This is a genomic window from Corynebacterium gottingense (assembly GCF_007559235.1).
Classification (GTDB): domain Bacteria; phylum Actinomycetota; class Actinomycetes; order Mycobacteriales; family Mycobacteriaceae; genus Corynebacterium; species Corynebacterium gottingense.
On record NZ_VMHH01000006.1, the window covers coordinates 74,837 to 98,485 of the forward strand.

Genomic DNA, 23,649 nt, shown 5'->3' on the forward strand with positions numbered 1-23,649 from the left:
GATTGTGGTGCTGACAACAGTCCACTGAGTGAGGAAGGATTGCCGCATGGCAACATCGACGTCGCCGTCCAAGGCGTACACCGACGAGCACGGCATTGAGCGTGCCACGAAGCAGCAGCAGGACGGCGCCATGGACGAGGTGCAGAAGAAGGCCCCCGCCGTTGGCCACCTGATGCGCATGAACGAACGCTTCGGCGCCCAGGGCGGCAACCACTACGCTGCGGGCATCACGTACTTTTCCGTGCTCTCGCTCTTTCCGCTTTTGATGCTGGTTTTCGCCGGCCTCGGTTTCTTCCTCAACGCCCGCCCGGACCTCATGCAGGACATCCAGAACCAGGTCAGCGAGAGCCTGGAGGGCGACATGGGCAGCATGGTCAATGACCTCATCCAGTCCGCGATTGATCAGCGCGGCGCGGTCGCCGGCATCGGCCTGCTCACCACCCTGTGGTCCGGGCTCGGTTGGATGAACAACCTGCGCGTCGGTGTGTCCGCGATGTGGAACCTGGACGCCAACGAGGGCGGCGGCTTCGTGTCGAAGAAGCTTTGGGACCTCGTTGGCCTGATCGGCCTGATTGTGCTGTTCGTCGTCGCGTTCGCCGTCACCGCGCTCGGTGTCTCGGGCTGGACGGACCAACTGCTCGAGTACGTCGGCCTGGACCAGGTCCCGGGCGCGCGCGTGCTGGTGTGGGTCGTCGGGCTGCTCGTGGGCATCCTGGCGAACTTCCTCGTCATGCTGTGGGTCGTGATGTTCCTGCCGCGCACGAAGGTGCCGGTGAAGTCCGGCGTGCAGGGCGCGCTGCTCGGCGCGATCGTCTTCGAGGTGATCAAGCAGTTCGCCGGCCTCATCATCGGCGCGATGACCGGCAACCCGGCGGGCGCCATCTTCGGCCCGCTGATCTCCCTGATGGTTGTGCTCTACCTGATCTGGCGCGTCGTCCTGTACGTGTCCGCGTGGACCGCGACGACCCAGGAGAGCCTGAAGCGTGCGCCCGCGGAGGTGCCGGAGCCCGCCGTGATCAACGTCCGCTCCGGCGCCGCCCGCCAGAATTCCAACACCGGCAAGGCGCTCGGTGTCGGTGCGGCTATCGGCGCCGTCGGTGTCGGGGTGGTGTCCCTCTTGACCCGAGGCTAAGCACCAGCGCCACCAGCGCCAGCACGGCCACGCCGGCGACGATCCCGATGGACTTCCACGGGGTGGTCGCCGGCGCTTTTTGCGCATCAGTGCTTGTCGACGCCCCCTCGTCCGGACCCGGAGCGAGGGGAGTGGTGGAGGGGGCGGTGGCGTCGTCAAGCGATGCGACGCCCTGGCCCGCGGCGACGGGGTAGGCGGCGGCGAGGAGCTCCTGGGCCTGGCCCCACGCGCGGTGCTCGCCGACGGTGGTGTCCAGGAGCACCGCGACGAGGCGGCGGCCGTCGTGGTGCACGCCGCCGACGAAGGTGTGGTTGGCGTCGTCGGTGTAGCCGGTCTTGCCGCCGATGCCCTCGGGGTCGTTGAGGTAGAGCTGGTTGTCGTTCCAGAGCTGGAAGCCGGGCAGGTCGTCGAAGCCGGGGAACTCGTAGGAATCCGTGTCCACGATGCTGGCAAAGGTCTGGTTCTGGAACGCGGCGCGGTAGGCCAGCGACAGGTCCCAGGCGGAGGTGGACATGCCGGGGGCGTCGAGCCCGGAGTAGGACGCGACGTAGGTATCGCGCATGCCGAGGTCCTGGGCGAGCGCGTTGACCTTGCGCAGCGCCGCGTCGTCGCCGCCGATCGCCTGGGCGAGGGCGTGGGCGGTATCGTTGCCAGACGCCATGAGCAGGCCGTGCAGGAGGTCGTCGACGGTGTAGGTGCCGCCCGCCCCGATGCCGGCGCGCGAGCCCTCCTGGTTCGCGGACGCTTCCGAGACCGGGACCTGTTGGTCCAGCGGGAGCTCGTTGATCACCACGAGCGCGAGCAGGACCTTGATAATCGAGGCCGGCCGGTACCGCCCGTGCGGGTCCTTCATCGCGATGACCTCGCCGGAGTCGGCGTCGAACACGGCCCAGGCGGAGGCGTACACGTCGCGCGGCACCGCATAGCCGGGCGGGACGATCACGCCGCAGGGGCCGTCGTAGACCCGCGGCGGCGGCGTCGGCGTGGGCTGGCCCGGCGCGAGCCGCTCGGAAGTGGACATCGCTGCCGACGGCTGCTGCGCGTTCGGGCAGCTATCGGTGTCCGGGGCGCGGTCGCGCACCGGTGGGACCCAGTTGCCAAACTCGTCAAAGTGGCCGGGGCCTGGGGTGAGCGCAGTCGTGGACGTCTCCTGCGCGACCGCCAGGTTCGGGGCGGCAGGCACCGCGATGGCTATCGACGCCACCGCCACGGCAGCGACACTTCTCCGTTGCACAAACACATCGCATGATCGTACGCGCTGCCGGCTATAGGCCCGCGGAGGAACGCGCGTGGGCGGCGCTACTCGTCGTTCTGGGCGTAGCGGGCGGCGAGGCGCTCGATGAGCTCGTCGGTGAGCTTGTCATCAGCGAGGATCGTATCGAGCATGTCATTGTGCATTGCGATCGTGTCGGCGTCGGCGACGCGGCGGTCCTCGGGGGCTGGGTCGTCGTCGTACGAGTCGCCGGCGAGGTCCACGCCCAGGCCGTCGAGGAGGCTCTCGGGTTCGGCGGGCTCAGTGGCGTCGCGAGGCGATTGCTCGGCCTTGTCCAGCATCGTCGGGTCGATGGCGGAGAATTCGTGGGTGAACTCCTGCAGGAAATCGTCCGCCTCCGTCTGCGCGGTGGCGCGGCGCTTGCCCTTGCGCACCTCGCTTTCGATGCGGCGCTGCAGCGCCTTCTCCATCTGGCGGTGGCGCCACGAGCGCACGCGGGTCGGCTCCAGTTCGCGGGCGACGGCGCGCGAGCGGTGCTCCGCCTTCTTGGCCAGGTGCGCCACCTGTACCGCGGTCTCATTCACCGGGGCGTACTCCGGGTTGGTGGACACGCGCCAGTTCCCCCAGTAGCCGGCGAGGAACAGCGCGAAGCTGACGACCGGCCCCAGCACCATGCCCACGGCGAGGAACCCGGTCGCGTTGCCCAGCAGCATGATCAGCGCGCAGGCGACCGCCGGGATGACCGTCGGCTGGTTGTCGCCGAAAATGGACGGCTCGCGCCCGGTGACCACGTCGCGGATCATGCCGCCGCCCGTCGCCGTGAACACACCCATCATGATCGTGGGCAGGATGGGCAGGCCGTACGTGATCGCCTTGCCCACGCCCGTGGCGGCCCACAGCGCCGAGACGAACGCGTCGCCGTGGCTTTGTAAGAGCTCCCAGGCCTTGCCCTTGAAGTAGGTGAAGCGGGCGATGAGCGCGCCCGTGAACGCCAAGATGAGGTACTCAGGTTGGTTCATGGCGGCGACGGTGCCCTGGTTGATCAGGACGTCGCGAAGCATGCCCCCGCCGAGGGCAGACAGCATGGCGATGAAGAAGAAACCGATGATGTCGTAGCCGCGGTGGCGGGCCAGGGTTCCGCCGATGATGCCCATGAGCAGCACACCGGAGACGTCGAACCAACGGTAGATAGTGGTGATAAGGGGATCGACCTGATCGGGGGTCATGGCGTGGGATGCCTGAAGCTTTCTAGAACTTGGAGAAGCGCTTGATCAGCTGGTTTTCCATCTCGGTCCAGGATTCCGCCTTATCCGTAAACGGCGCGGACGGCACGTAGCCGGCGGCCTCGGTGGAACCGAGCATATAGGCCAGGTAGTCCTGGAAGCGCGGGTTGGCCAGCAGGAAGGAATTGAGGGAGTCGTCCTTGGCCCAGTCGGCGGCGTCGGCAAGCAGCTCGTATGCCTTCGCCATCTGCTGGGTGTCCACGGTGTCGACCCCCTTCGCGATGTCCTGCGCAAGCCCGTTGAACGAGTAGGAGTTGTCCGGGTGGACCTCCACCTTCAGGTCGCCAGCGTTGGCGGCGTTGACCAGGTCCGGCCAGGTGGACAGGGAGGCCAGGTCGTGCTCGTCGTTCTGTAGGATCCAGCGACCGAGGTGCTTCGTGGACGGGAACGTCATGATCTCGCCGTACTTACCCATGAACACCGGGGCCGAGCCGAGGTAGGTGCGCAGGGTGTACACGCTCTTGCCTTGGATGGAGATCTTGACCGGGTCGATGCCGGCGTTGGCCCACACCGTGGCGTCGTACGGGTCCGCCGCGGCCGCCTGCTCCTTCGCCGCCGCCTCCTCGCGCTCCTTGTTCGCGGCGCGCGTCGCCTGGGCGGACTCGATCGCTGCAGTCGCATTATCGACGGCCACAGCATCCAGCTCATCCGCCGACACCAAGCGCACAGCGCCATCGAGCGACTCCACGACCTCCTTCCAGTTCGCCAGGATGACGTGGCCGAGCCCGGTCCACTCGTCCATGCCGTTCTCGCCCGCGTAGTGGTCGGCGCCGCGCGCCACGTTGCCCAGCACCGAGTGCGAGGCGAAGAAGATCTGCGCGTGCTCCGCGCTGGCCACGTCCGCCAGCGAGCGCGCGATCTGCAGCACGCCGCCCAGCGACGAGACGTTGACGTGGCTCGGGCGCCCCGCCAAGTACTCGGGCGCGCCGATGATGTCGAACGTGTGCTTCTCGTCCGGCACGACGCGGTCGTCGCCCTGGCCGCTAAAGTGCGCCCACTTCGGGTGGTCCGTCAGGTCGTGCTGGGCGTGGGTATTGATGTACGCCAGCAGCTCGGCCGGTGAATTAAACACCAGGATGGACTGGTCGTCTCCGAGGAACGCCTGCCACTCGGAGCCGTGCTCCTTCCAGGTCGGGGCCCACAGGGTGTAGAAATCGCCCAGGGTCAGTGAAATCTTGACGGGGAGGATCGCGCGCGTGCTCATGAACGCAAACTTTACTAAAGGTCGCCGCGCGCGACGCACCCAACCCGCTACCCCTCCCGGCTACGCCGTCGGACGCCAGAAGCCGCGGAACGGCATGCCGATGTTCTCGGTGCGCACCGGATTGAGCTGGACGGGGTCGCCCGCCTCGATCATCATCCCGTCGCCGGCGTACATGGCGACGTGGCCGTCCCACACCACCAGGTCGCCCTCCTGCAGGTTCTCGTACGCCACTTGCTGGCCGACGGCCTGCTCCGCTGCGGTGCGCGGGATGTCCACGCCGGCCTGCCCGTATGCCCAGGAGGTGAGACCGGAGCAGTCGAAGCCGCCGGGCTGGCTGCCGCCCCAGGTGTAGGGGGTGCCGATCTGTGACTTCGCCGCCTGCACCGCAGCGGACCCGGCCGTACTCGCAGGGCTTGCAGGGCTCACCGGCTTGCCGAGCTCCGGCGGGGTCGCCTCGCCCGCAGGGCCGGGTTCGCCGCCGCCGACGCTCGCCGCCATCGGCTGCGCCGCCGGGCGGGTTTCCGGCACCGGGGCGGCGGTGGGACGGATCGTGGCCAGGGGAGAGCGATCGACCAGCTCGCCGAGCGTGCGCTGCGCTTCCTGCGCGACCGGCGACGCCACCAGCGCCTCGCGGGCGTGCATCGCCAGCGTCGTCTGGTTCAGCCGGTCGGCGAGGCCGTCGAGGTCGTTGCCCAAGGTTTCCAAAATTGCGCCAGCCTTGAGCAAACCGGTGATCACCACGGGCGCGGCGGCGGTAAGCTGCGCAAGCGGACCGCCGACGGAGGCCGCGGCGGCAGCGGCGGACGCGTTGCGGACCATAGAGACGGCGGTGTCCACGAGCTCGCTCACCGCCGTGGCAACGAGCGTGGTCCCGGTGACGACGATGTCGCTGATCTCGTCGCGCTGCTCGGTCAGCGCGGTGACGGCGTCGCGGTAGCGGCCCGCATCGGCGCCGACGACGCTGGCCAGCGGGTCGAACGCGGCGAACTGCGGGGTGGAAAACGGCGGGAGCGTAGGGAAGATCTCGGGACAGGACGCGAAGATCTTCGTGGCCGCATAAAGCGGGTCGATGCACGACCCCCTGGCGGTGTCCAGCACCGCGTTGAATGTGGGGTTCTGGGCGAACGTGTTCAGCGGCGATGGCATTGCAGCGCTCATAGCGCGCCCTCCAGGGTGAGCCCCGTGGCCTCGTCCACGCAGTGGGCTGCCTGCAGCGTGAGGTCCATGTTGCCCGCGATCCGGCGGGCGGCCTCCTGTAGCTCTTCGGCCTTGCCATTGGAGCAGCGGATGGCGCCAGCGGTGGCGCGGGCGAAGTTGGCGAGCGGGCCGGTGGCTGGGATGGGCAGTTCGGACAGGGGCGCAAGCGATGCTGCGTCATTGCGCAGCGCATCGGTGTGGGTGCGGACATGTGTGGCGTCGAGTTCAAATACGTTCATGCAGTATTAGACGCAGCGAAGGCGCCCCCGGTTCCATCGAGAGCCAAAAAAAGTGACAAATTTTTCGTCGCGCCCGCTGGACCTCGTAGTTTCGCGGTCGTTTCGCGCTGGTGGGTTAGCATGGGGAGTCATGGACATCACCGTTGTGAATCATCCCCTTGCCGCCTCCCGCCTGACCATTATGCGCGACGAGCGCAGCAACAACGCAGCCTTCCGCGCGGCGCTCGCGGACCTGGGCGCCATGCTGATCTACGAGGCCTCCCGCGACCTCGAGGTGGAAACCTTCGACACCGTCACCCCGGTGGATACTGCCCAGGGGTCCCGGCTGAAGACGCCGCCGATCATCGTCCCCATCATCCGCGCCGGCCTTGGCATGATCGATCCCGCGCTGTCCATGATCCCGGACGCGCAGGTCGGCTTCATCGGCATGGCCCGCAATGAGGAGACGCACGAGCCGGTGCCGTACCTGGAGGCGCTGCCGGACGACCTGTCCGGCCAGCCGGTCTTCCTCGTCGACCCGATGCTGGCCACGGGCGGCTCGCTTATCCACGCGATCGACCTGTTGGTTGACCGCGGGGCGGACGATATTACCTGCGTGTGCATGGTGAGTGCGCAGCCGGGCGTCGATAAGCTGCAAGCTCACGGCGGTCCGATCCGGCTCATCACTGCGGCGATCGACCCGGGCTTGAACGAGCAGGCGTACATCGTGCCCGGGCTTGGCGACGCCGGCGATCGCCTCTACGGGCCGCGCAATATTGACTTTTAGCTCTGCGCTGGGCGTGCGCGCGTAGACTGTCAGGCTAAGCACACGCCACATCGAGAGAGCCGGAGGGACAATGGCAGACACGGCATCAATCGCGGCAGCCGTGGACACATGGGTCACGCAGCACCACGACGAGGTCATCGAGTGGCGCCGACATCTGCACTCCCACCCCGAGCTTTCCAACGAAGAGGTCCAGACGACCAGGTTCATCCACGACGTCCTCGTGGCGCACGGGCTGCAGCCCGTCCCGTTCCCGGGCACCGGGCTGTACGTGGACATCGGGCCGGAGGGCGGGGAGCGCCTCGCATTCCGCGCAGACATTGATGCCCTGAAGGTCACCGAGCAGACCGGCCTCTCGTTCGCCTCCACTGAGCCGGGGGTCTCCCACGCGTGCGGCCACGATGTCCACACCACCGTTGCGCTGGCGCTCGCATGTGCGCTTGCCAAAGCCCCCTTGCCCAACGGCGTACGCGTCATCTTCCAACCGGCCGAAGAGGTCATGGGCGGCGGCGCGCTCGACGTGATCAAATGGGGCGCGCTCGAAGGCGTGAGCACGATTTACGCGCTGCACACCGAGCCGAAGCTGCGGGTGGGGCAGGTCGGCGTGCGCGCCGGGGCGATCACGTCTGCCTCAGACGTGCTGAGCGTGCGGGTGGAGGGGCCGGGCGGCCACACCTCGCGCCCGCAGCTGACCACGGACGTGGTCTACGCCCTCGGCGCGCTGGTGACGCAGCTGCCGGCGCTGCTGTCGCGCCGCGTGGACCCGCGCACCGGCACCGTGCTGGTGTTCGGCCACGTGGAGGCCGGCGACGCCCCGAACGCGATCCCAAAGGTCGGCGTGCTGGACGGGACGATCCGCACCGCGGACATCACCACCTGGCGCGGGCTGGAGGACTTGCTCACGGACCTGATCGACCTGGTCGTCGCGCCGACCGGCTGCACCTACCACCTGGACTACGTGCGCGGCGTGCCGCCGGTGCTGAACGACGACGCCGCCACCGCCCTCGCGGCCGCCGCCGGCCGCGCCGTGGACCCGCACGGGATCGTCACTGCCCCGCAGTCCTCGGGCGGGGAGGACTTCTCCTGGTACCTCGAGCACGTCCCCGGCGCGATGGTCCGCCTCGGCGCGTGGAGCGGGAGCGGGGAGCAGTACGACCTGCACCAGGGCAACCTGAACATTGACGAGCGCGCCATCGCTGTCGGCGTGCGCTTCTTCGGCTCCGTGGTGGAGCAGTACTTCAACGCATCGAAGCCTTAGGCGGGCCTGTACACTGGCGCACGAAAAATTCCGCTCGCAAATAAAAGGGGAGAGAAACTCGGTGTCGAAGAAGATCGTCATTGTTGGTGGAGGTCCGGCAGGGTACGAGGCCGCGCTGGTCGCGTCGAACTACGGCGCGGAGATCATCGTGGTGGAGGACCAGGGGGCTGGCGGATCGGCGATCCGGAAGGACGTGGTGCCGTCGAAAAGCTTCATTGCGGGCGCCAACATTAAGACGGACTTGCGTCGCGCCGACGACATGGGGCTCAACCACGGCCTGGGCGAGGCGCACCTGGCGCTGAGCGCGCTGAACAATCGCGTGGTGGCGCTGGCCGCTGAGCAGTCGCGCGACATTCGCGCCCAGCTGGACCGCGTGGGCGTGCGCTTTATCGACGGCCGCGCGCGCTTCACCGACGAACAGCACGGCCACACCACGCACAGCCTCGAAGTCGAGTGCGCCGACGGCACCACCGAGCACATCGACTGCGACATGGTGCTCGTCTGCACCGGCGCGAGCCCGCGCGTGCTCAAGGGCGCCGAGCCGGACGGGGAGCGCATCCTCAACTGGCGCCAGATGTACGACCTGATCGAGATGCCCACCCACCTCATCGTCGTCGGCTCCGGCGTCACCGGCGCGGAGTTCGTCTCCGCCTTCGCCGAGCTGGGCGTGAAGGTGACCATGGTGGCGTCGCGTAACCGCATCCTGCCGCACGACGATGCGGATGCCGCAGACGTGCTCGAGACCGTCCTGGGCAACCTCGGCGTGCAGCTGGAGAAGGACGCGCGCGTCGAGCGCGTGGAAAACACCGGCGACGGCGTGGTCGTCCACACCACCGACGGGCGCGCCATCGAAGGCTCGCACGTGATGATGTCCATCGGCTCCATCCCCAACACCGCGGACCTGAACCTGGAGGCCGCCGGCGTGGAGACCACCCCGTCGGGCCACATCCACGTCGACCGCGTCTCCCGCACCAACGTCTCCGGCATCTACGCTGCAGGCGACTGCTCCGACCTCATGCCGCTGGCATCCGTGGCTGCGCAGCAGGGCCGCATCGCCGTGGACCACGCGCTCGGCGAGGGCGTGACCCCCCTGCGCATCAAGACCGTGGGCAACGCCGTGTTCACCCGCCCCGAGATCGCCGCGGTGGGCGTGACCGAGCAGCAGATCAAGGACGGGGAGGTGGCCGCCGAGGTGTACAAGCTGCCCCTGGCCACCAACGCGCGCGCCAAGATGCGCTCCCTGCAGCACGGCTTTGTCAAGATCTTCGCCCGCAAGGGCTCCGGCCAGGTCATCGGCGGCGTGATCGTCGCCCCGACCGCCTCCGAGCTCATCCACTCGCTGACCATCGCGGTGGCCAACAACCTCACCGTCGCGCAGCTGGCCAACTCCATGGCGGTCTACCCGTCGCTGTCCGGCTCCGTGACGGAGGCGGCGCGCCGCCTGGTGAAGAAGTCCGACCTGGACTAAACGTCACAGCGCCGGGAACGCCCGCTGCGGGCAGGCGCGCCGCGGGCACGTCTCGCACCCCGGCCCGATCGGGGTGGCGGAGTCCGGCGACAGGTCGAGCCCGTCCGCGTAGACCATCCGGTCCGCGTGGGCGGCGTCGCACCCCAGCGCCACGGCGTTTTCCTTGCGCGGTTTCCCAAACTCCACCGCCGGGCCCTGCACCATCCGCGCCACCCACATGTACGTCCGCCCGTCGGGCATGACGGAGACCTGCCGGGTGACGCGGTTGGAGGTCTCAAACGCCCGGTGTACCACCCACAGCGGGCAGGTCCCACCGCGCTGGGAGAAGTGGAACGAGGTGGTGGACTGCCGCTTCGAGATGTTGCCAGCCCGGTCGGTGCGGATGAACACGAAGGGGATGGCGGTCGCGCCGGGCCGCTGCAGGGTGCCCAGCCGCTGGCAGGTGGGCTCAAAACCGGTGCCGAAGCGCGCGGAGATCACGTCCACGTCGTAGCGGGTTTCCTCCGCCGCCTCCAGGATGAGCGAATACGGCATCGTGGCGGCAGCGGCGAAGTACTGCGCCAGGCCGTGGCGCGCGAGTTGGCGGGCGCGGGGATTGGCGATGGGGGAGGCGTGGGCGTCGAGAAGCTGCCCGTGCGCGATGCGCGCGTAGTGGTACGACAGCTCGAAGCACTGCTGGGCCTCGGAAAGGCCGGTGCGCAGGCGGATCTCGCGGGCGTCGGCGCTGGCGGCCGAGCGCTCGCCGCCGGTGTACTGGTTGAAGCGGACGGTGTAGCCGAAGTCGCGGTCCAGCACGGCGGCGATGCGGGTGAGCCGCAGCTGGCGCGCGTGGAGCGGGGTGGCGAAGTCCTCGGCGGCCGTGTCCAGGTCGTGGAAGTAGTTGTTGTGCTGCTGGAAGAAGTCGCGCACGACGATGTGCGGGTTGCTGGCGGCGCCGGCGAGCATCCCGGGAAGGTCTTTGATGCCCTGCGCGACGGCGGGGTAGCGCAGCGCGATCTCCGCGAGCTCCGACTCGGGCGCGCCGGGCAGTAGCTCCGCGAGTTCGCCGGCGACGCGCTGCTCGGCGTCGGGGGAGAAGAACGTCGCGTCCAGCCCAAAGACCTGCGTGAGCTGCAGAAGGACGGTGACGGTGAGGGGCCGCTGGTCGTTTTCCAGCTGGTTGAGGTAGCTGGTGGAGATGCCGAGCTTGCGCGCCATGTCCACCTGCGTGAGCCCCTCGTTGGCGCGCAGCGTGTGGATTCTTGCCCCCGCGTAATGCTTGGTCATTGGGCCTCCCCGCCGCTTCGGTGCGTTGAACTGTGGTTTTACAAAGTTTACAAAAACCGCGCACCCGTGACACTCCTTTTCACACAGCAAAATATGTCGTGCGACACATTCGCCCGCTTACTATGAGGTGCACTAAGTCGCTTATCGACGCCCACTCGCCCCCCACACCAGCCGAGGAGTTGCACACCGAATGATCAACCACGAAGTCCGCACCAGGAAGTCCGCCGAGGATTTCCCCATCGAGGAACACCTTGCCTACAAGGTGGCCAAAGTCGCCGCCGACCCGGTCGAGGTGCCGGCAGACACGCGCGAGATGATTATCAACCGCATCATCGACAACGCGTCCGTCGCCGTCGCATCCTACGGCCGCCGCCCCGTCGCCACGGCGCGCGAGATGGCGCTGGCGCACCCGGTCGCCGAGGGCGGCGCGCAGGTTTTCGGCGCGGACGGCGCCTACTCCGCCGAGTGGGCCGCGTTTGCCAACGGCACGGCCGTGCGCGAGCTGGACTTCCACGACACCTTCCTCGCCGCCGAATACTCGCACCCGGGCGACAACATCCCGCCGATCCTGGCCGTCGCCCAGCACAAGGGGCTCGACGGCAAGGCGCTTATCCGCGGTATCGCCACCGGCTACGAGATCCAGGTCAACCTGGTCAAGGGCATCTGCCTGCACGAGTGGAAGATCGACCACGTCGCGCACCTCGGGCCCTCGGTGGCGGCGGGTATCGGCACCATGCTGGACCTGGACGTGGACACCATCTACCAGGCCGTCGGCCAGGCGCTGCACACCACCACCGCCACCCGCCAGTCCCGCAAGGGCCTGATCTCCTCGTGGAAGGCGTCCGCCCCGGCGTTCGCCGGCAAGATGGGCATCGAGGCCGTCGACCGCACCATGCGCGGCGAGGGCGCCCCGGCCCCGATCTGGGAGGGCGAGGACGGCTTTATCGCCTGGATGCTGCACTCCCCGGAGCGCACCTACACCGTCCCGCTGCCAGCCGACGGCGAGGCCAAGCGCGCCATCCTGGAGACCTACACCAAGGAGCACTCCGCCGAGTACCAGGCGCAGGCGCCGATCGACCTGGCGCGCCGCATGAAGCAGACCATCGCGGACGCCGGCAAGTCCACCGCCGACATCGAATCCATCGTCCTGCACACCTCGCACCACACCCACTACGTCATCGGTACCGGCGCGAACGACCCGCAGAAGATGGACCCCACCGCATCCCGCGAAACCCTCGACCACTCCATCATGTACATGTTCGCCGTCGCCCTCGAGGACGGCACCTGGCACCACGTCAACTCCTACACCCCGGAGCGCGCCGGCCGCCCCGAGACCGTCGCCCTGTGGCACAAGATCTCCACGGTGGAGGACAAGGAGTGGACCCGCCGCTACCACTCGCAGGACCCGAACGAGAAGGCCTTCGGCGCGCGCGCCGTGATCACCTTCGCCGACGGCACCGCCATCGAGGACGAGATGGCTGTCGCCGACGCCCACCCGTTCGGCGCCCGCCCCTTCGAGCGCGACAACTACATTCAGAAATTCCGCACCCTCGCCGAGGGCATCGTCGCCCCGGAGGAGCAGGACCGCTTCCTCGCCGCGGTGCAGGACCTGGAACACCTCACCGACCTGTCCGCGCTCAACATCGCGGTCAACGACGACGCGAAGGCGAGCGCCCCCGAGATCCCAGGAGGCATCTTCTAAATGTTTGCACCAGAGAAAACCCCGCGCGAGCGCAGGCAAGCACTGCGCGACTCGCTCACCGCGGAGACCATCACCAAGCTGCCGGGCGCGTTCAACCCGCTCACGGCGCGGCTCATCGAAGACATCGGCGCCTTCGAAGGCGTCTACGTCTCCGGCGCCGTGGTGGCCAACGACCTGGGCTTGCCCGACATCGGCCTGACCACCCTGTCCGAGGTGGCCAACCGCGGCGGCCAGATTGCCCGCGCCACGAACCTGCCAGTGCTTATCGACGCCGACACCGGCTTCGGTGAGCCCATGTCCGCGGCCCGCACCGTCGCCGAATTCGAGGCGGCCGGGCTGGCGGCGCTCCACCTGGAAGACCAGGTGAACCCGAAGCGCTGCGGCCACCTCGACGGCAAGGAGGTCGTGCCCCGCGACCTCATGGTGCGCCGCATCACCGCGGCGGTGCGCGAGCGGCAGGACGACAATTTTGTCATCTGCGCGCGCACCGACGCCGCCGGCATCGAAGGCATCGACGAGGCCATCGAGCGCGCGAAGGCGTACGCCGACGCGGGCGCGGACCTCATCTTCACCGAGGCGCTGTACTCGGAGGAAGACTTTGCCAAGTTCCGCGAAGCCGTGGATACCCCGCTGTTGGCCAACATGACGGAGTTTGGCAAGACCGAGCTGCTGTCCGCCGGCACGCTGGAAAACCTCGGCTACAACGCGGTGATCTGGCCGGTGACCACGTTCCGCATCGCCATGGGTCAGACCGAGGCGATGCTGCGCGACATCGCCGACACCGGCATCCAAACGCCGTGGCTGGACAAGATGCAGCACCGCTCGCGCCTCTACGAGCTCGTCCGCTACGACGAATACAACCAGTTCGACCAGTCCGTCTTCACCTACTCGAAGGACAGCTACTCGTCCACGTTCGAGTAGACCCCATCCCCATCCCCCCAAAGGAGCACATCATGTCTGATCAGGAAATTCGCAAGGGCCTCGCCGGCGTCGTCGCCGACTACACGGCCATCTCCAAAGTCAACCCGGAGACCAACTCGCTGCTGTACCAGGGCTACCCCGTGCAGGAGCTCGCCGAGAACTGCAGCTTCGAGGAAGTCGCGTACCTGCTGTGGCACGGCGAGCTGCCGGACGAGCAGGGCCGCGAGGAGTTCCGCAACGGCTGCATGGCCAACCGCGACATCGACGAGGACCTCATCCAGGTCATCAACTTCCTGCCCAAGGACTGCCACCCGATGGACGTGCTGCGCACCGCCGTGTCCTTCCTGGGCACCCGCGACGAGCACAAGTTCACGCCGGACGCGGACCACATCCGCAAGATCGGCACCCAGCTGCTGGCCAAGCTGCCGACCGTCGTGGCCACCGACATCCGCCGCCGCCAGGGCAAGGACTACCTCGCGCCGTCGCACGACAAGAGCTTTGCCGAGAACTTCCTCTGGATGGTCTTCGGCGACGAGGAAGGCTCCCCGGCCACCATCAAGTCCGACATCGAGGCCTTTGAGAAGTCGCTCATCCTCTACGCCGAGCACTCCTTCAATGCCTCCACCTTCACCGCCCGCACGGTGACCTCCACGCAGTCCGACGCGTGGTCCGCCATCACCGCGGCGATCGGCGCGCTCAAGGGGCCGCTGCACGGCGGCGCAAACGAGTTTGTCATGCACAACATGGTCGAGGTCGGCTCGCCGGACAACGCGGAGGCTTGGACGCTGAACAAGCTGAAAAACAAGGAGCTCGTCATGGGCTTCGGCCACCGCGTGTACAAGAAGGGCGACTCGCGCGTGCCCACGATGGAGGCCGCGTTTAAGAAGCTCGCCTCCGAGCACCCGGAGAAGGACTCCCAGAAGTGGGTGGACATCTACGACATCATGGAAACAACGATGTACGAGAACACCTCCATCCACATCAAGCCCAACCTGGATTTCCCGTCGGGCCCGGCCTACTACATCCTGGGCTTTGACATCGAGTTTTTCACCCCGCTGTTCGTCATGGCCCGCATCACCGGCTGGATCGCCCACATCATCGAGCAGTACGAGAACAACTCGCTCATTCGCCCGCTGTCCGCCTACAACGGCCCGGAGGAGCGCCACCTCTAGCAATTTGCTTATCGACGCCAGCCCGCCCCGTCGCACACCACGCGCTCGGCGGGCTGTTGCGCGCGCTACCCACCCCAAATGAGTTCATAAAATGTACATCTGGCGTCGTCGGACGCGGTAGAGTCGAGGTGCTCCGTTCGATATGCGAACCGTGCCTTGCACACAGCGAAAGGACAAAGTTCTCGTGGAACAACTCCCACTTAATGACCTCCCCGCCTTCAAGAAGATCCTCGTTGCCAACCGCGGCGAGATCGCGGTGCGCGCGTTCCGCGCAGCGTTTGAGACCGGTGCGAAAACCGTGGCGGTCTACCCGAGGGAGGACCGCAACTCCTTCCACCGCCCCTTTGCAAACGAGGCCGTGCAGATCGGCACCGAGGGCCAGCCCGTCAAGGCGTACCTGGACATTGACGAGATCATCCGCGCCGCCAAGGAAACCGGCGCGGACGCGATCTACCCGGGCTACGGCTTCCTCTCCGAGCGCGCCGACCTGGCCCGTGCCTGCGACGCCAACGGCATTAAGTTCATCGGCCCGTCCGCGGACACCCTGGACCTGACCGGCGACAAGTCCGCCGCCGTCCAGGCCGCCGAGCGCGCCGGGCTGCCCACGCTGAAGGACTCCGAGCCGTCCTCGGACGTCGCGCAGCTTGCCGAGTACGCGAAGGAATTCGAGTTCCCCGTCTTCATCAAGGCCGTCGCGGGCGGCGGCGGGCGCGGCATGCGCTTCGTGGAAAAGCCGGAAGACCTGGAGGCACTCGCCGCCGAGGCGTCGCGCGAGGCGGAGGCCGCCTTCGGCGACCCGAACGTCTACGTCGAGCGCGCCGTGATCAACCCGCAGCACATCGAGGTCCAGGTCATGGCGGACTCCTACGGCAACGTGGTCCACCTCTACGAGCGCGACTGCTCCCTGCAGCGCCGCCACCAGAAGGTCGTAGAGATCGCGCCTGCGCAGCACATCACCGAGGAGCAGCGCCAGCGCATCTGCGAGGACGCGGTGAAGTTCTGCAAGGAGATCAACTACGAGGGCGCCGGCACGGTCGAGTTCCTCGTGGACGAAAAGGGCAACCACGTCTTCATCGAGATGAACCCGCGCGTGCAGGTCGAGCACACCGTGACCGAGGAGGTCACGGGCGTGGACATTGTGAAGAACCAGATGTACATCGCCGCCGGCGCCAAGCTGGAGGACGTCCACCTGGAGCAGGACCTCATCGAGGTCAACGGTGCCGCCCTGCAGTGCCGCATCACCACCGAGGACCCGAACAACGGCTTCCGCCCCGACTCCGGCACCGTCACCGGCTACCGCTCGCCGGGCGGCGCCGGCGTCCGCCTGGACGGCAGCGTGTCCGTCGGTACCGAGATCACCCCGAACTTCGACTCCCTGCTGGTCAAGATGACCTGCCGCGGCCGCAATTTCCAGGTCGCCGTGGACCGCGCCCTGCGCGCGCTCAACGAGTTCACCGTCAACGGCGTCTCCACCAACATCGGCTTCCTGCGCGTGCTGCTCTCCCAGGACGACTTCCAGCACGAGCGCATCAACACCGGCTACATCGCCGCGCACCCGTTCCTGCTCGAGGCCCCGCCGGCAGCTGACGACGCCGGCCGCATCCTCGACTACCTGGCCAACGTCACGGTGAATAAGCCGAACGGTCCGCGACCGACCACGATCCGGCCGTCGAAAAAGCTGCCCACCACCGAGTACTCCGACACGCCGCGCGGCTCCCGCGACGAGCTGCTCGAGCTCGGCCCGAAGAAGTGGGCGGAGAAGCTGCGTAACCAGACCGCGCTCGGCGTCACCGAGACGACGTTCCGCGACGCGCACCAGTCCCTCCTGGCCACCCGCATCCGTACGAACACGCTCGTCGCGGCCGCGAAGCACGTCGGCCACCTCACCCCGGAGCTGACCTCTGTGGAGGCGTGGGGCGGCGCGACCTACGACGTGGGCATGCGCTTCCTGCACGAGTCGCCGTGGATGCGCCTGGATGAGCTGCGTGAGGCGATGCCGAACGTGAACATCCAGATGCTGCTGCGCGGCCGCAATACGGTCGGCTACACCCCGTACCCGGACTCGGTGACCAAGGCGTTCGTGCAGGAGGCGGCCACCTCCGGTATCGACATCTTCCGCATCTTTGACGCGCTCAACGACGTCTCCCAGATGCGCCCGGCGATCGAGGCGGTCCTGGAGACCAACACCACCGTCGCCGAGGTCGCGATGGCGTACTCGGGCAACCTCATGGACCCGAACGAGGACCTCTACACGCTGGACTACTACCTGCGCCTCGCGGAGCAGATTGTCGACGCCGGCGCCCACGTCCTGGCCATCAAGGACATGGCGGGCCTCATGCGCCCGGCCGCCGCCGCGAAGCTGGTCTCCGCGCTGCGCGAGCGCTTCGACCTGCCGGTCCACGTGCACACCCACGACACCGCGGGCGGCCAGCTGGCCACCTACCTCGCAGCCGCCAACGCCGGCGCCGACGTCGTCGACGTGGCGTCCGCGCCGCTGGCCGGCACGACCTCGCAGCCGTCGATGTCCGCGCTCGTCGCCGCGTTTGCCAACACGGAGCGCGACACCGGCATCTCCCTGCAGGCCGTCTCCGACATGGAGCCGTACTGGGAGGCCGTGCGCCAGGTCTACGCCCCGTTCGAGTCCGGCATCCCCGGCCCGACCGGCCGCGTGTACAAGCACGAGATCCCGGGCGGCCAGCTGTCCAACCTGCGCACGCAGGCGAACGCGCTGGGCCTGGGCGACCGCTTCGAGCTCATCGAGGACTACTACGCCGCGGTCAACGAGATCCTGGGCCGCCCGACCAAGGTCACCCCGTCCTCCAAGGTCGTCGGCGACCTCGCGCTGCACCTCGTGGGCGCGGGCGTGGACCCGAAGGACTTCGCGGAGAACCCGCGCAAGTACGACATCCCGGAGTCCGTCATCGGCTTCCTGCAGGGCGAGCTCGGTACGCCCCCGGGCGGCTGGCCGCTGCTTCGCGACGCCGCCCTGGCCGACCGCAGCCCCGTCGACCACACCGTCGAGGTCCCGGCTGAGCTCGAGGGCGACCTGGCGACCGACGACCACGACGCCCGCCGCGCGGCCCTGGACAAACTGCTGTTCCCGAAGCAGTACGCCGAGTTCCAGGAGCACCGCCGCACCTACGGCGTGACCGACCAGTTGTCGGACCGCACCTTCTTCTACGGCCTCGTCGAGGGCGAGGAGACCATGATCTGGTACGGCGAGATCGACGAGCAGCGCCCGCCGCTGTCCGTGCGCCTGGACGCCGTCGGCGAGCCGGACGAGAAGGGTATGCGCCAGGTCATCCTCACCGTCAACGGCCAGGTCCGCCCGATGCTGGTGCGCGACGAGCACGCCGAGTCGACGGTCGCGGAGGCCGAGAAGGCGGACGCCTCGAACCCGGGCCACGTCGCCGCACCGTTCGCGGGCGTGGTGAACATCACCGCCAAGGTCGGCGACGAGGTCAAGGCCGGCGACCAGGTCGCCACCATCGAGGCCATGAAGATGGAGGCCGGCATCTCCGCCACCCAGGACGGCACGATCGAGCGTCTCGCGTTCTCGCAGCCGACCAAGGTTGAGGGCGGCGACCTGGTGGTTGTCATCTCCGAAAAGTAAGTTTTGCCCACCTGAGCAGTTGGGTACAATTGCTCAGGTGAGAATGCTTCCCGTGCCGATGGGCCGCAGCGTCGCGACAGCGGCTGCGGCCCTTTTCCTGGCTGCGCCCGCGGCGGGGGCGGTGACGGTGGGGCAGGGGGACGCTGTCGTCGTGAATGGCTCCGAGTGCACCGTCGGCTTCAACGGCGAGCGCGAAAGCTTCACCGCCGCGCACTGCGGCACCAGCGGCGACAGGGTGCGCAAAGTGCTTGACGACGGCACGTGGTCCCCCGCAATCGGCACCCTCGACACCTCGCCGCGCAGCGAGGAGACGACCAACGACTGGGCCCGCATCCGGTGGGACGCGGGCGTCGAGCTCGGGCCGAACGAGTACACCGGCGACGCGCAGGTCCCGCTGGACGACATTCGGCGCGGCGAAACCGTCTGCTACTACGGCTGGGCCACCGGCGCCGCGACCTGCGGCACCTACTACGCGCGGGTGGGCAACTCGTTCCTCGTGGACGTCGAGCCCGGCGCCCCGGGCGACTCCGGCGGGCCGATGTGGATCCCGGGCCGCGGCTTCGTCGGCGTGCACTCGGCGTCGCTCGACGGGCGCGACAACCTGACGGGGCGCACGAAAACGTTCACGCTCGGCGCAACGACGGCCGACGGCGGGCCGATCCGTGACGCGATCATCGACGCGTTCGTCAGCTACTTCAGCGACGACGCGCAGGCGGGCGCGCCGAAACCGCCGCCGCCCGAGCCGGCGGGCAGCAGTGATTCCTGGCTGCGCGCGGTGTTCAGCGGCGCGTTGCAGCTGCTCCTCGCCGTCCTATCCCTGATCTTCAACGGCTAGTCGGGTGGTCGGCCTTGGGCGGGGCCGCCGACGGGGGCGCGGTGCGGGGTGTAGCTCCGGCCGGTGAACTTGGGTGGGCTGTTGTTCGGCCCGACCCAGGCGATGCGGCCGTCGATGCGGGTCATGCGGCCGCGGCCCGGCTGGCCGTTGACGGCGTTGTGGTGCGGGCAGAGCCAGCACATGTTCGCCGGGGTGGTCTCGCCGCCCTGGATGTATTCGGTGAGGTGGTGGGCCTGGCACCCGCTGATTGGCGTGTTGCAGTCGGGCCAGCAGCAGGTCGGGGAATCCGCCTCGAGCGCGAGCCGCTGTACTGGCGAGGCCAGGCGCATGCGGTGCGTGTTAATGGGGCCGAGGCGCCCGGAGGCGAGGGTGATGTAGCCGTCGGGGAGGATGTGCCGGTCGAGCACCTGGCTGGTAGTCATGCGGATCCCGGTGTTGGTCACCACGACCGGCTCGATGCCCGGCTGGTCGTCGGTGCCGGCGAGGATGTGGTCGATCTGGTCGTCGGTGACAATGAGGTGGACGGCCGCCGGGGCCTGGGACAGCGAGCGGTTGTTCACCAGCCAATCGATCGCGTCGATCGTCGCGCCGTGCTCGTCGCGCGTCTCCAGGGTGGTGATGACGTCCTGCATCGCGTTTGATGACGCCGTGAACGTGACGCTGATTTTGTCGTGCGCCGTGCTGCGCCGGATGGTGGCGCCGTCCTTGGGAACGCGGGGCGCGAGGAACTTCTTGCGCAGCGTGGCGGCGCGCTTGGTCAGCGTCGCGGTGTCGCCGCGGGTGGCGCAGAGCTGCTCGGTGTAGTCCCAACGGTCGGTGGGGTCGGCGATGGCGCGGCCCGTGCGCACGATCATGTCGAGCGTTTCGACGCAGTGGCTGTTGCGCCGCGCGGCGTCGCGGGCGCGCTGTTGATAGCGGGAGTGCGTGGTGGGCGCGAAAAATTTCGACGCCAGCTGGCACAGCGTCTCGGCGTAGTCGTCGGCCGCGCCGAGGCCGGTCAGCGCGTCGGCGGAGTAGCCGGCGTCGTAGACGTGCTCGAGCGCCGCGATACCCCCGGATTTGAAGGCGAAAAAGGCCTTCAGTTGTGCTTCCCCCATGCGCACGACGCTAACCCACGCGCACGGACCCCGCAACCGGAACTCTAGAGGTCGAGGGCCATGACGTTGTCGAGGCCCTTGACGTCGTCAAAGCCGAACTGCTCGTAGCGGTGGCGCGCCCGCGGGTTGTCCGGGTCGACCCAGAGGGCGAGGCGCTCGGCGCCCTGCTCGCGCCCCAGCTGCACGGCCTGCTCGAGGAGGAGCGCGCCGAGGCGCTGCCCGGCGAAGCGGCCCTCGATCGCGATGGCCAGCTCGGGGATGTCGGGGCCGAGGTTGGCGTGGCCCTTGGACGGGTCGTCCCAGTAGCGGAACCAGAGGCCGCCGGCGGGGGTGTGGAATTCGTCGGTGGCGATGATGCCGCCGTCGGAATCCGGGTCCCAGCCGTAGACGTAGTCGTCGACGCCGGAGACGATGCTGTCGCGGTGCTGCTCGTGCATCGGCGCGTCCTCGTCGCCGAACACCTCGGTGAGGTAGTTCAAGCGCTGGAGGTAGGTGCGATCGGCTTCGACGGCGCGTCGGAATTCAAATGTCATGCGCCCCACGATAGCAACTCGGAGCAGGGACGCTGCTGGTTGTAGGATCTGCCGTATGCGTAACCGAGTCGCCGTCGCCCTCACCGCCACGATCGCCGCCACCGCCGCCGTGGCCCCGCCCGCGCACGCGGCGACCGCGGTGGCGCAGGGCGCGCAGATCGTCGTCGCCGACAGTTCCAGCTGCGCCGTCGCGTTCAACGACCACGCCGAGCACATCAGCTACACTTCCGCGCACTGCGGCCTTTCGGGGGACAGGGTGAGGGTCAAGCTTGTCGACGGCACGCTCACCCCAGAAATCGGCACCCTGTACCCCTCCTCGCGCTGGGGCGACAGCGTCACGGGCAACGACTGGGCGGCGATCCGCTGGGACGACGGGGTGCGCCTTGCTGGGAATGGGAGGAGTGGGGACGAGGTGGCGTCGATAAGCGAGATGCGTCCGGGGCAGCAAGTGTGCACCTATGGCGCGGCCTCGCGGCGCGTGATCTGCGGGAAGTACGCGGGGAGCGTGAACAATAACGTGTACTTCGACGGCGAGACGGGGCAGCACGGCGATTCGGGCGGGCCGGTGTGGGCGCCCGGGCGCGGGTTCCTCGGCGTGTACTCGGGGGTGAGCGTGATTGAGTCGAAGAGCGAGGGGGAGCACCAGCTGTCGCGCGCGTCGGCGGCGAAGAACGGCGGGCCGGTCGAGTCGGCCGACGAGATCGCGCTGATCTCGAAGTACTACAGCGTGCAGCAGCCGACGGCGCACAAGGCGGAGCTGCCTGACGACGCGCTCAGCGGCGCCGCCGCGGGCTCCGCCAAGCGCATCGAGGGCAGCACCGGTTTGGAAGAGGGCACGCTGCCGGTGATCGCGATCATCGTCGTCGGCGTGCTCGCGGCATCCGCGCCGGTCATCGGGCAGATCCTGCAGACCGTGGTGGAGTGGAAGGGCGAGGGGATCCTCGGGTAGGCCGCTACTTCAGCTCCATCAGCACGGCGGCCTTGTTCACCTGGGCGCCTTCCTCGGCGGCGAGGCCGGTGACGGTGCCGGCCTTGTGGGCCTTGACCGGGTTCTCCATCTTCATGGCCTCGAGGACCAGGAGGACGTCCCCCTCCTCCACGGCGTCTCCCTCGGCGACGTTGAGCTTGATCACGGTGCCCTGCATCGGGGAGGCCACGGCGTCGCCGGAGACGGCCGCCTTGGACCCGCCGGAGCGGCGCTTCTTCGGCTTCTTGCGCTGGGCGCCGCCGAAAACGAGGGAGGCGGGGAGCGCGACTTCGATGCGGCGGCCGTTGACCTCGACGGCGAACGTGCGCGTCTCGGCGTCGTCTGTAGCGTCGGCGTCGTCGGTGTTGTCGTCGCTGGTGAGCTCGTTGACCCACTCCTCCTCAATCCAGCGCGTGTACACGTCGAAGGAGTCCTCGGTGCCCACGAACGCGGGGTCGTTCACAATCGCTTTGTGGAAGGGGATGACGGTGGGGAAGCCGGTGACCACATACTCGTCGAGGGCGCGGCGGGCGCGCTGCAGCGCCTCGGTGCGGTCCTCGCCGTAGACGATGAGCTTGGCCAGCATGGAGTCGAACTGCCCGCCGATGACGGAACCCGCGCGCACGCCGGAGTCGACGCGCACGCCCGGGCCGGCCGGCTCGACGTACTCGGTGACCGTGCCCGGGGCGGGCATGAAGTTGGCCGTGGCGTCCTCGCCGTTGATGCGGAACTCGAAGGCGTGGCCGCGCGGGGTCGGGTCCTCGGTGAAGCGCAGCTGCTCGCCACGCGCGATGCGGAACTGCTCGCGCACCAGGTCCACGCCGGTGGTGGCCTCGGTGACCGGGTGCTCCACCTGCAGGCGCGTGTTGACCTCCAGGAACGAGATCAGCCCGTCGGAGCCGACGAGGTACTCCACGGTGCCGGCGCCGTAGTAGCCCGCCTCGCGGCAGATGGCCTTGGCAGAGGCGTGGATGCGCTCGCGCTGCTCGTCGGTGAGGAATGGCGCGGGCGCCTCCTCCACGAGCTTCTGAAAGCGGCGCTGCAGTGAGCAGTCGCGCGTGCCCATCACGACGACGTTGCCGTGCATGTCCGCCAGCACCTGGGCCTCCACGTGGCGGGCTTTGTCCAGGTAGCGCTCGACGAAGCACTCGCCGCGGCCGAACGCGGCCGTCGCCTCGCGGGTGGCGGACTCGAACAGTTCCGGGATCTCCTCGCGGGTGTACGCCACCTTCATGCCGCGGCCGCCGCCGCCGAACGCCGCCTTGATGGCCACCGGCAGCCCGTGCTGGTCCGCGAACGCTACGACTTCGTCCGCGTCGGCGACCGGGTCCTTGGTGCCCGGCGCCATGGGGGCGTTGGCCGCCTCGGCGATGTGGCGGGCGGTGACTTTGTCACCCAGCGCGGCGATGGACTCCGGCGACGGGCCGATCCAGGTCAGCCCGGCGTCGATCACGCGGCGGGCAAACTCAGCGTTCTCGGACAGGAAGCCGTAGCCGGGGTGGATGGCGTCCGCGCCGGCCTTCGCGGCGGCGTCGAGGATCTTGTCCATGTCCAGGTAGGACTCTGCGGCGGTGGCGCCGCCGAGGGAGAAGGCTTCGTCGGCAAGCGCTGCGAACGGCGCGTCCCGGTCCGGGTCGGCGTACACGGCGACGGAGGCGATGCCCGCGTCTTTCGCGGCGCGGATCACGCGCACGGCGATTTCGCCGCGGTTGGCCACCAGGACTTTGGTGACTGGGTTCTGGCTGGTGCTCGGTTCAGTACGCACGAAAATCCCGTCTTTCTCGCA

The 23,649-nt window shown here is 68.4% G+C and carries 19 protein-coding genes; 10 read left to right on the plus strand and 9 right to left on the minus strand.

Features of this window, described 5'->3' with window-relative positions; genetic code table 11:
* Positions 1-46 precede the first annotated feature (46 nt).
* Complete coding sequence (locus tag FPH17_RS08090) at positions 47-1,132, plus strand: YhjD/YihY/BrkB family envelope integrity protein (RefSeq protein WP_154879700.1); 1,086 nt, start codon at positions 47-49, stop codon at positions 1,130-1,132.
* On the opposite strand, the gene FPH17_RS08095 is transcribed toward FPH17_RS08090, so the two are convergent.
* The 5 genes from FPH17_RS08095 to FPH17_RS08115 are packed head-to-tail and all read right to left on the minus strand — an operon-like array spanning position 1,083 to position 6,268.
* A complete protein-coding gene (locus FPH17_RS08095; protein ID WP_414437220.1) occupies positions 1,083-2,372 on the minus strand; it encodes a D-alanyl-D-alanine carboxypeptidase family protein in 1,290 nt (429 codons plus the stop codon). The genes FPH17_RS08090 and FPH17_RS08095 overlap by 50 nt on opposite strands.
* 59 nt (positions 2,373-2,431) lie before the next feature.
* Positions 2,432-3,571, minus strand: a complete 1,140-nt coding sequence (locus FPH17_RS08100; protein WP_154879702.1) for a trimeric intracellular cation channel family protein — start codon at positions 3,569-3,571, stop codon at positions 2,432-2,434.
* Positions 3,572-3,593: 22 nt separating this feature from the next.
* Entirely contained in the window at positions 3,594-4,832 is a 1,239-nt protein-coding gene (locus FPH17_RS08105) for a SatS C-terminal domain-containing protein (RefSeq protein ID WP_154879704.1), read from the minus strand.
* A gap of 60 nt (positions 4,833-4,892) precedes the next feature.
* Entirely contained in the window at positions 4,893-5,978 is a 1,086-nt protein-coding gene (locus FPH17_RS08110; RefSeq protein ID WP_238397053.1) for a C40 family peptidase, read from the minus strand.
* 8 nt (positions 5,979-5,986) lie between these two features.
* Positions 5,987-6,268 carry a hypothetical protein gene (locus FPH17_RS08115; protein WP_154879706.1) on the minus strand — a complete coding sequence of 94 codons (282 nt, stop codon included), beginning with the start codon at positions 6,266-6,268 and terminating at the stop codon, positions 5,987-5,989.
* A 130-nt stretch (positions 6,269-6,398) separates the two neighbouring features.
* On the opposite strand from FPH17_RS08115, the gene upp reads away from it, so the two are divergent.
* The 3 genes from upp (at position 6,399) to FPH17_RS08130 (ending at position 9,757) form a co-directional block, all read left to right on the plus strand.
* Positions 6,399-7,034 carry a uracil phosphoribosyltransferase gene (gene upp, locus FPH17_RS08120; protein ID WP_154879708.1) on the plus strand — a complete coding sequence of 212 codons (636 nt, stop codon included), beginning with the start codon at positions 6,399-6,401 and terminating at the stop codon, positions 7,032-7,034.
* Positions 7,035-7,104: 70 nt separating this feature from the next.
* Positions 7,105-8,289 carry an amidohydrolase gene (locus FPH17_RS08125; protein WP_154879710.1) on the plus strand — a complete coding sequence of 395 codons (1,185 nt, stop codon included), beginning with the start codon at positions 7,105-7,107 and terminating at the stop codon, positions 8,287-8,289.
* A gap of 61 nt (positions 8,290-8,350) precedes the next feature.
* Entirely contained in the window at positions 8,351-9,757 is a 1,407-nt protein-coding gene (locus tag FPH17_RS08130; protein ID WP_095536459.1) for an NAD(P)H-quinone dehydrogenase, read from the plus strand.
* Between the two features lie 3 nt (positions 9,758-9,760).
* On the opposite strand, the gene FPH17_RS08135 is transcribed toward FPH17_RS08130, so the two are convergent.
* Positions 9,761-11,023: a short-chain fatty acyl-CoA regulator family protein gene (locus FPH17_RS08135; RefSeq protein ID WP_154879712.1), complete on the minus strand. Its 1,263-nt coding sequence runs from the start codon at positions 11,021-11,023 to the stop codon at positions 9,761-9,763.
* Between the two features lie 190 nt (positions 11,024-11,213).
* Between FPH17_RS08135 and prpD the strand changes: the two genes are divergently transcribed.
* From prpD to FPH17_RS08160, 5 genes are all read left to right on the plus strand, one after another.
* The gene (gene prpD / locus FPH17_RS08140; protein WP_154879714.1) at positions 11,214-12,725 is read left to right on the plus strand and encodes a 2-methylcitrate dehydratase PrpD; all 1,512 of its coding nucleotides are present in this window, start codon (positions 11,214-11,216) and stop codon (positions 12,723-12,725) included.
* Positions 12,726-13,646 carry a methylisocitrate lyase gene (gene prpB / locus FPH17_RS08145; RefSeq protein WP_154879716.1) on the plus strand — a complete coding sequence of 307 codons (921 nt, stop codon included), beginning with the start codon at positions 12,726-12,728 and terminating at the stop codon, positions 13,644-13,646.
* Between the two features lie 32 nt (positions 13,647-13,678).
* Positions 13,679-14,818, plus strand: coding sequence for a bifunctional 2-methylcitrate synthase/citrate synthase (locus FPH17_RS08150; RefSeq protein WP_154879718.1), 1,140 nt, complete (start codon positions 13,679-13,681; stop codon positions 14,816-14,818).
* A 184-nt stretch (positions 14,819-15,002) separates the two neighbouring features.
* Positions 15,003-18,431: a pyruvate carboxylase gene (locus FPH17_RS08155; protein WP_244288087.1), complete on the plus strand. Its 3,429-nt coding sequence runs from the start codon at positions 15,003-15,005 to the stop codon at positions 18,429-18,431.
* A gap of 37 nt (positions 18,432-18,468) precedes the next feature.
* Positions 18,469-19,266, plus strand: coding sequence for a chymotrypsin family serine protease (locus tag FPH17_RS08160; RefSeq protein WP_154879722.1), 798 nt, complete (start codon positions 18,469-18,471; stop codon positions 19,264-19,266).
* Here the strand turns inward: FPH17_RS08160 and FPH17_RS08165 are convergent.
* Positions 19,263-20,363 (minus strand): HNH endonuclease signature motif containing protein, encoded by a 1,101-nt coding sequence (locus tag FPH17_RS08165; RefSeq protein WP_154879724.1) that lies wholly within the window; start codon positions 20,361-20,363, stop codon positions 19,263-19,265. The two genes, FPH17_RS08160 and FPH17_RS08165, sit on opposite strands and share 4 nt — an antisense overlap.
* 44 nt (positions 20,364-20,407) lie before the next feature.
* On the minus strand, positions 20,408-20,896 hold the full coding sequence (locus FPH17_RS08170; RefSeq protein WP_154879726.1) for a GNAT family N-acetyltransferase: 489 nt from the start codon (positions 20,894-20,896) through the stop codon (positions 20,408-20,410).
* 55 nt (positions 20,897-20,951) lie between these two features.
* Between FPH17_RS08170 and FPH17_RS08175 the strand changes: the two genes are divergently transcribed.
* On the plus strand, positions 20,952-21,845 hold the full coding sequence (locus FPH17_RS08175) for a chymotrypsin family serine protease (RefSeq protein WP_154879727.1): 894 nt from the start codon (positions 20,952-20,954) through the stop codon (positions 21,843-21,845).
* Positions 21,846-21,849: 4 nt separating this feature from the next.
* Here the strand turns inward: FPH17_RS08175 and FPH17_RS08180 are convergent, their stop codons facing one another.
* Positions 21,850-23,628 (minus strand): acetyl/propionyl/methylcrotonyl-CoA carboxylase subunit alpha, encoded by a 1,779-nt coding sequence (locus tag FPH17_RS08180; protein WP_154879729.1) that lies wholly within the window; start codon positions 23,626-23,628, stop codon positions 21,850-21,852.
* Positions 23,629-23,649 lie beyond the last annotated feature (21 nt).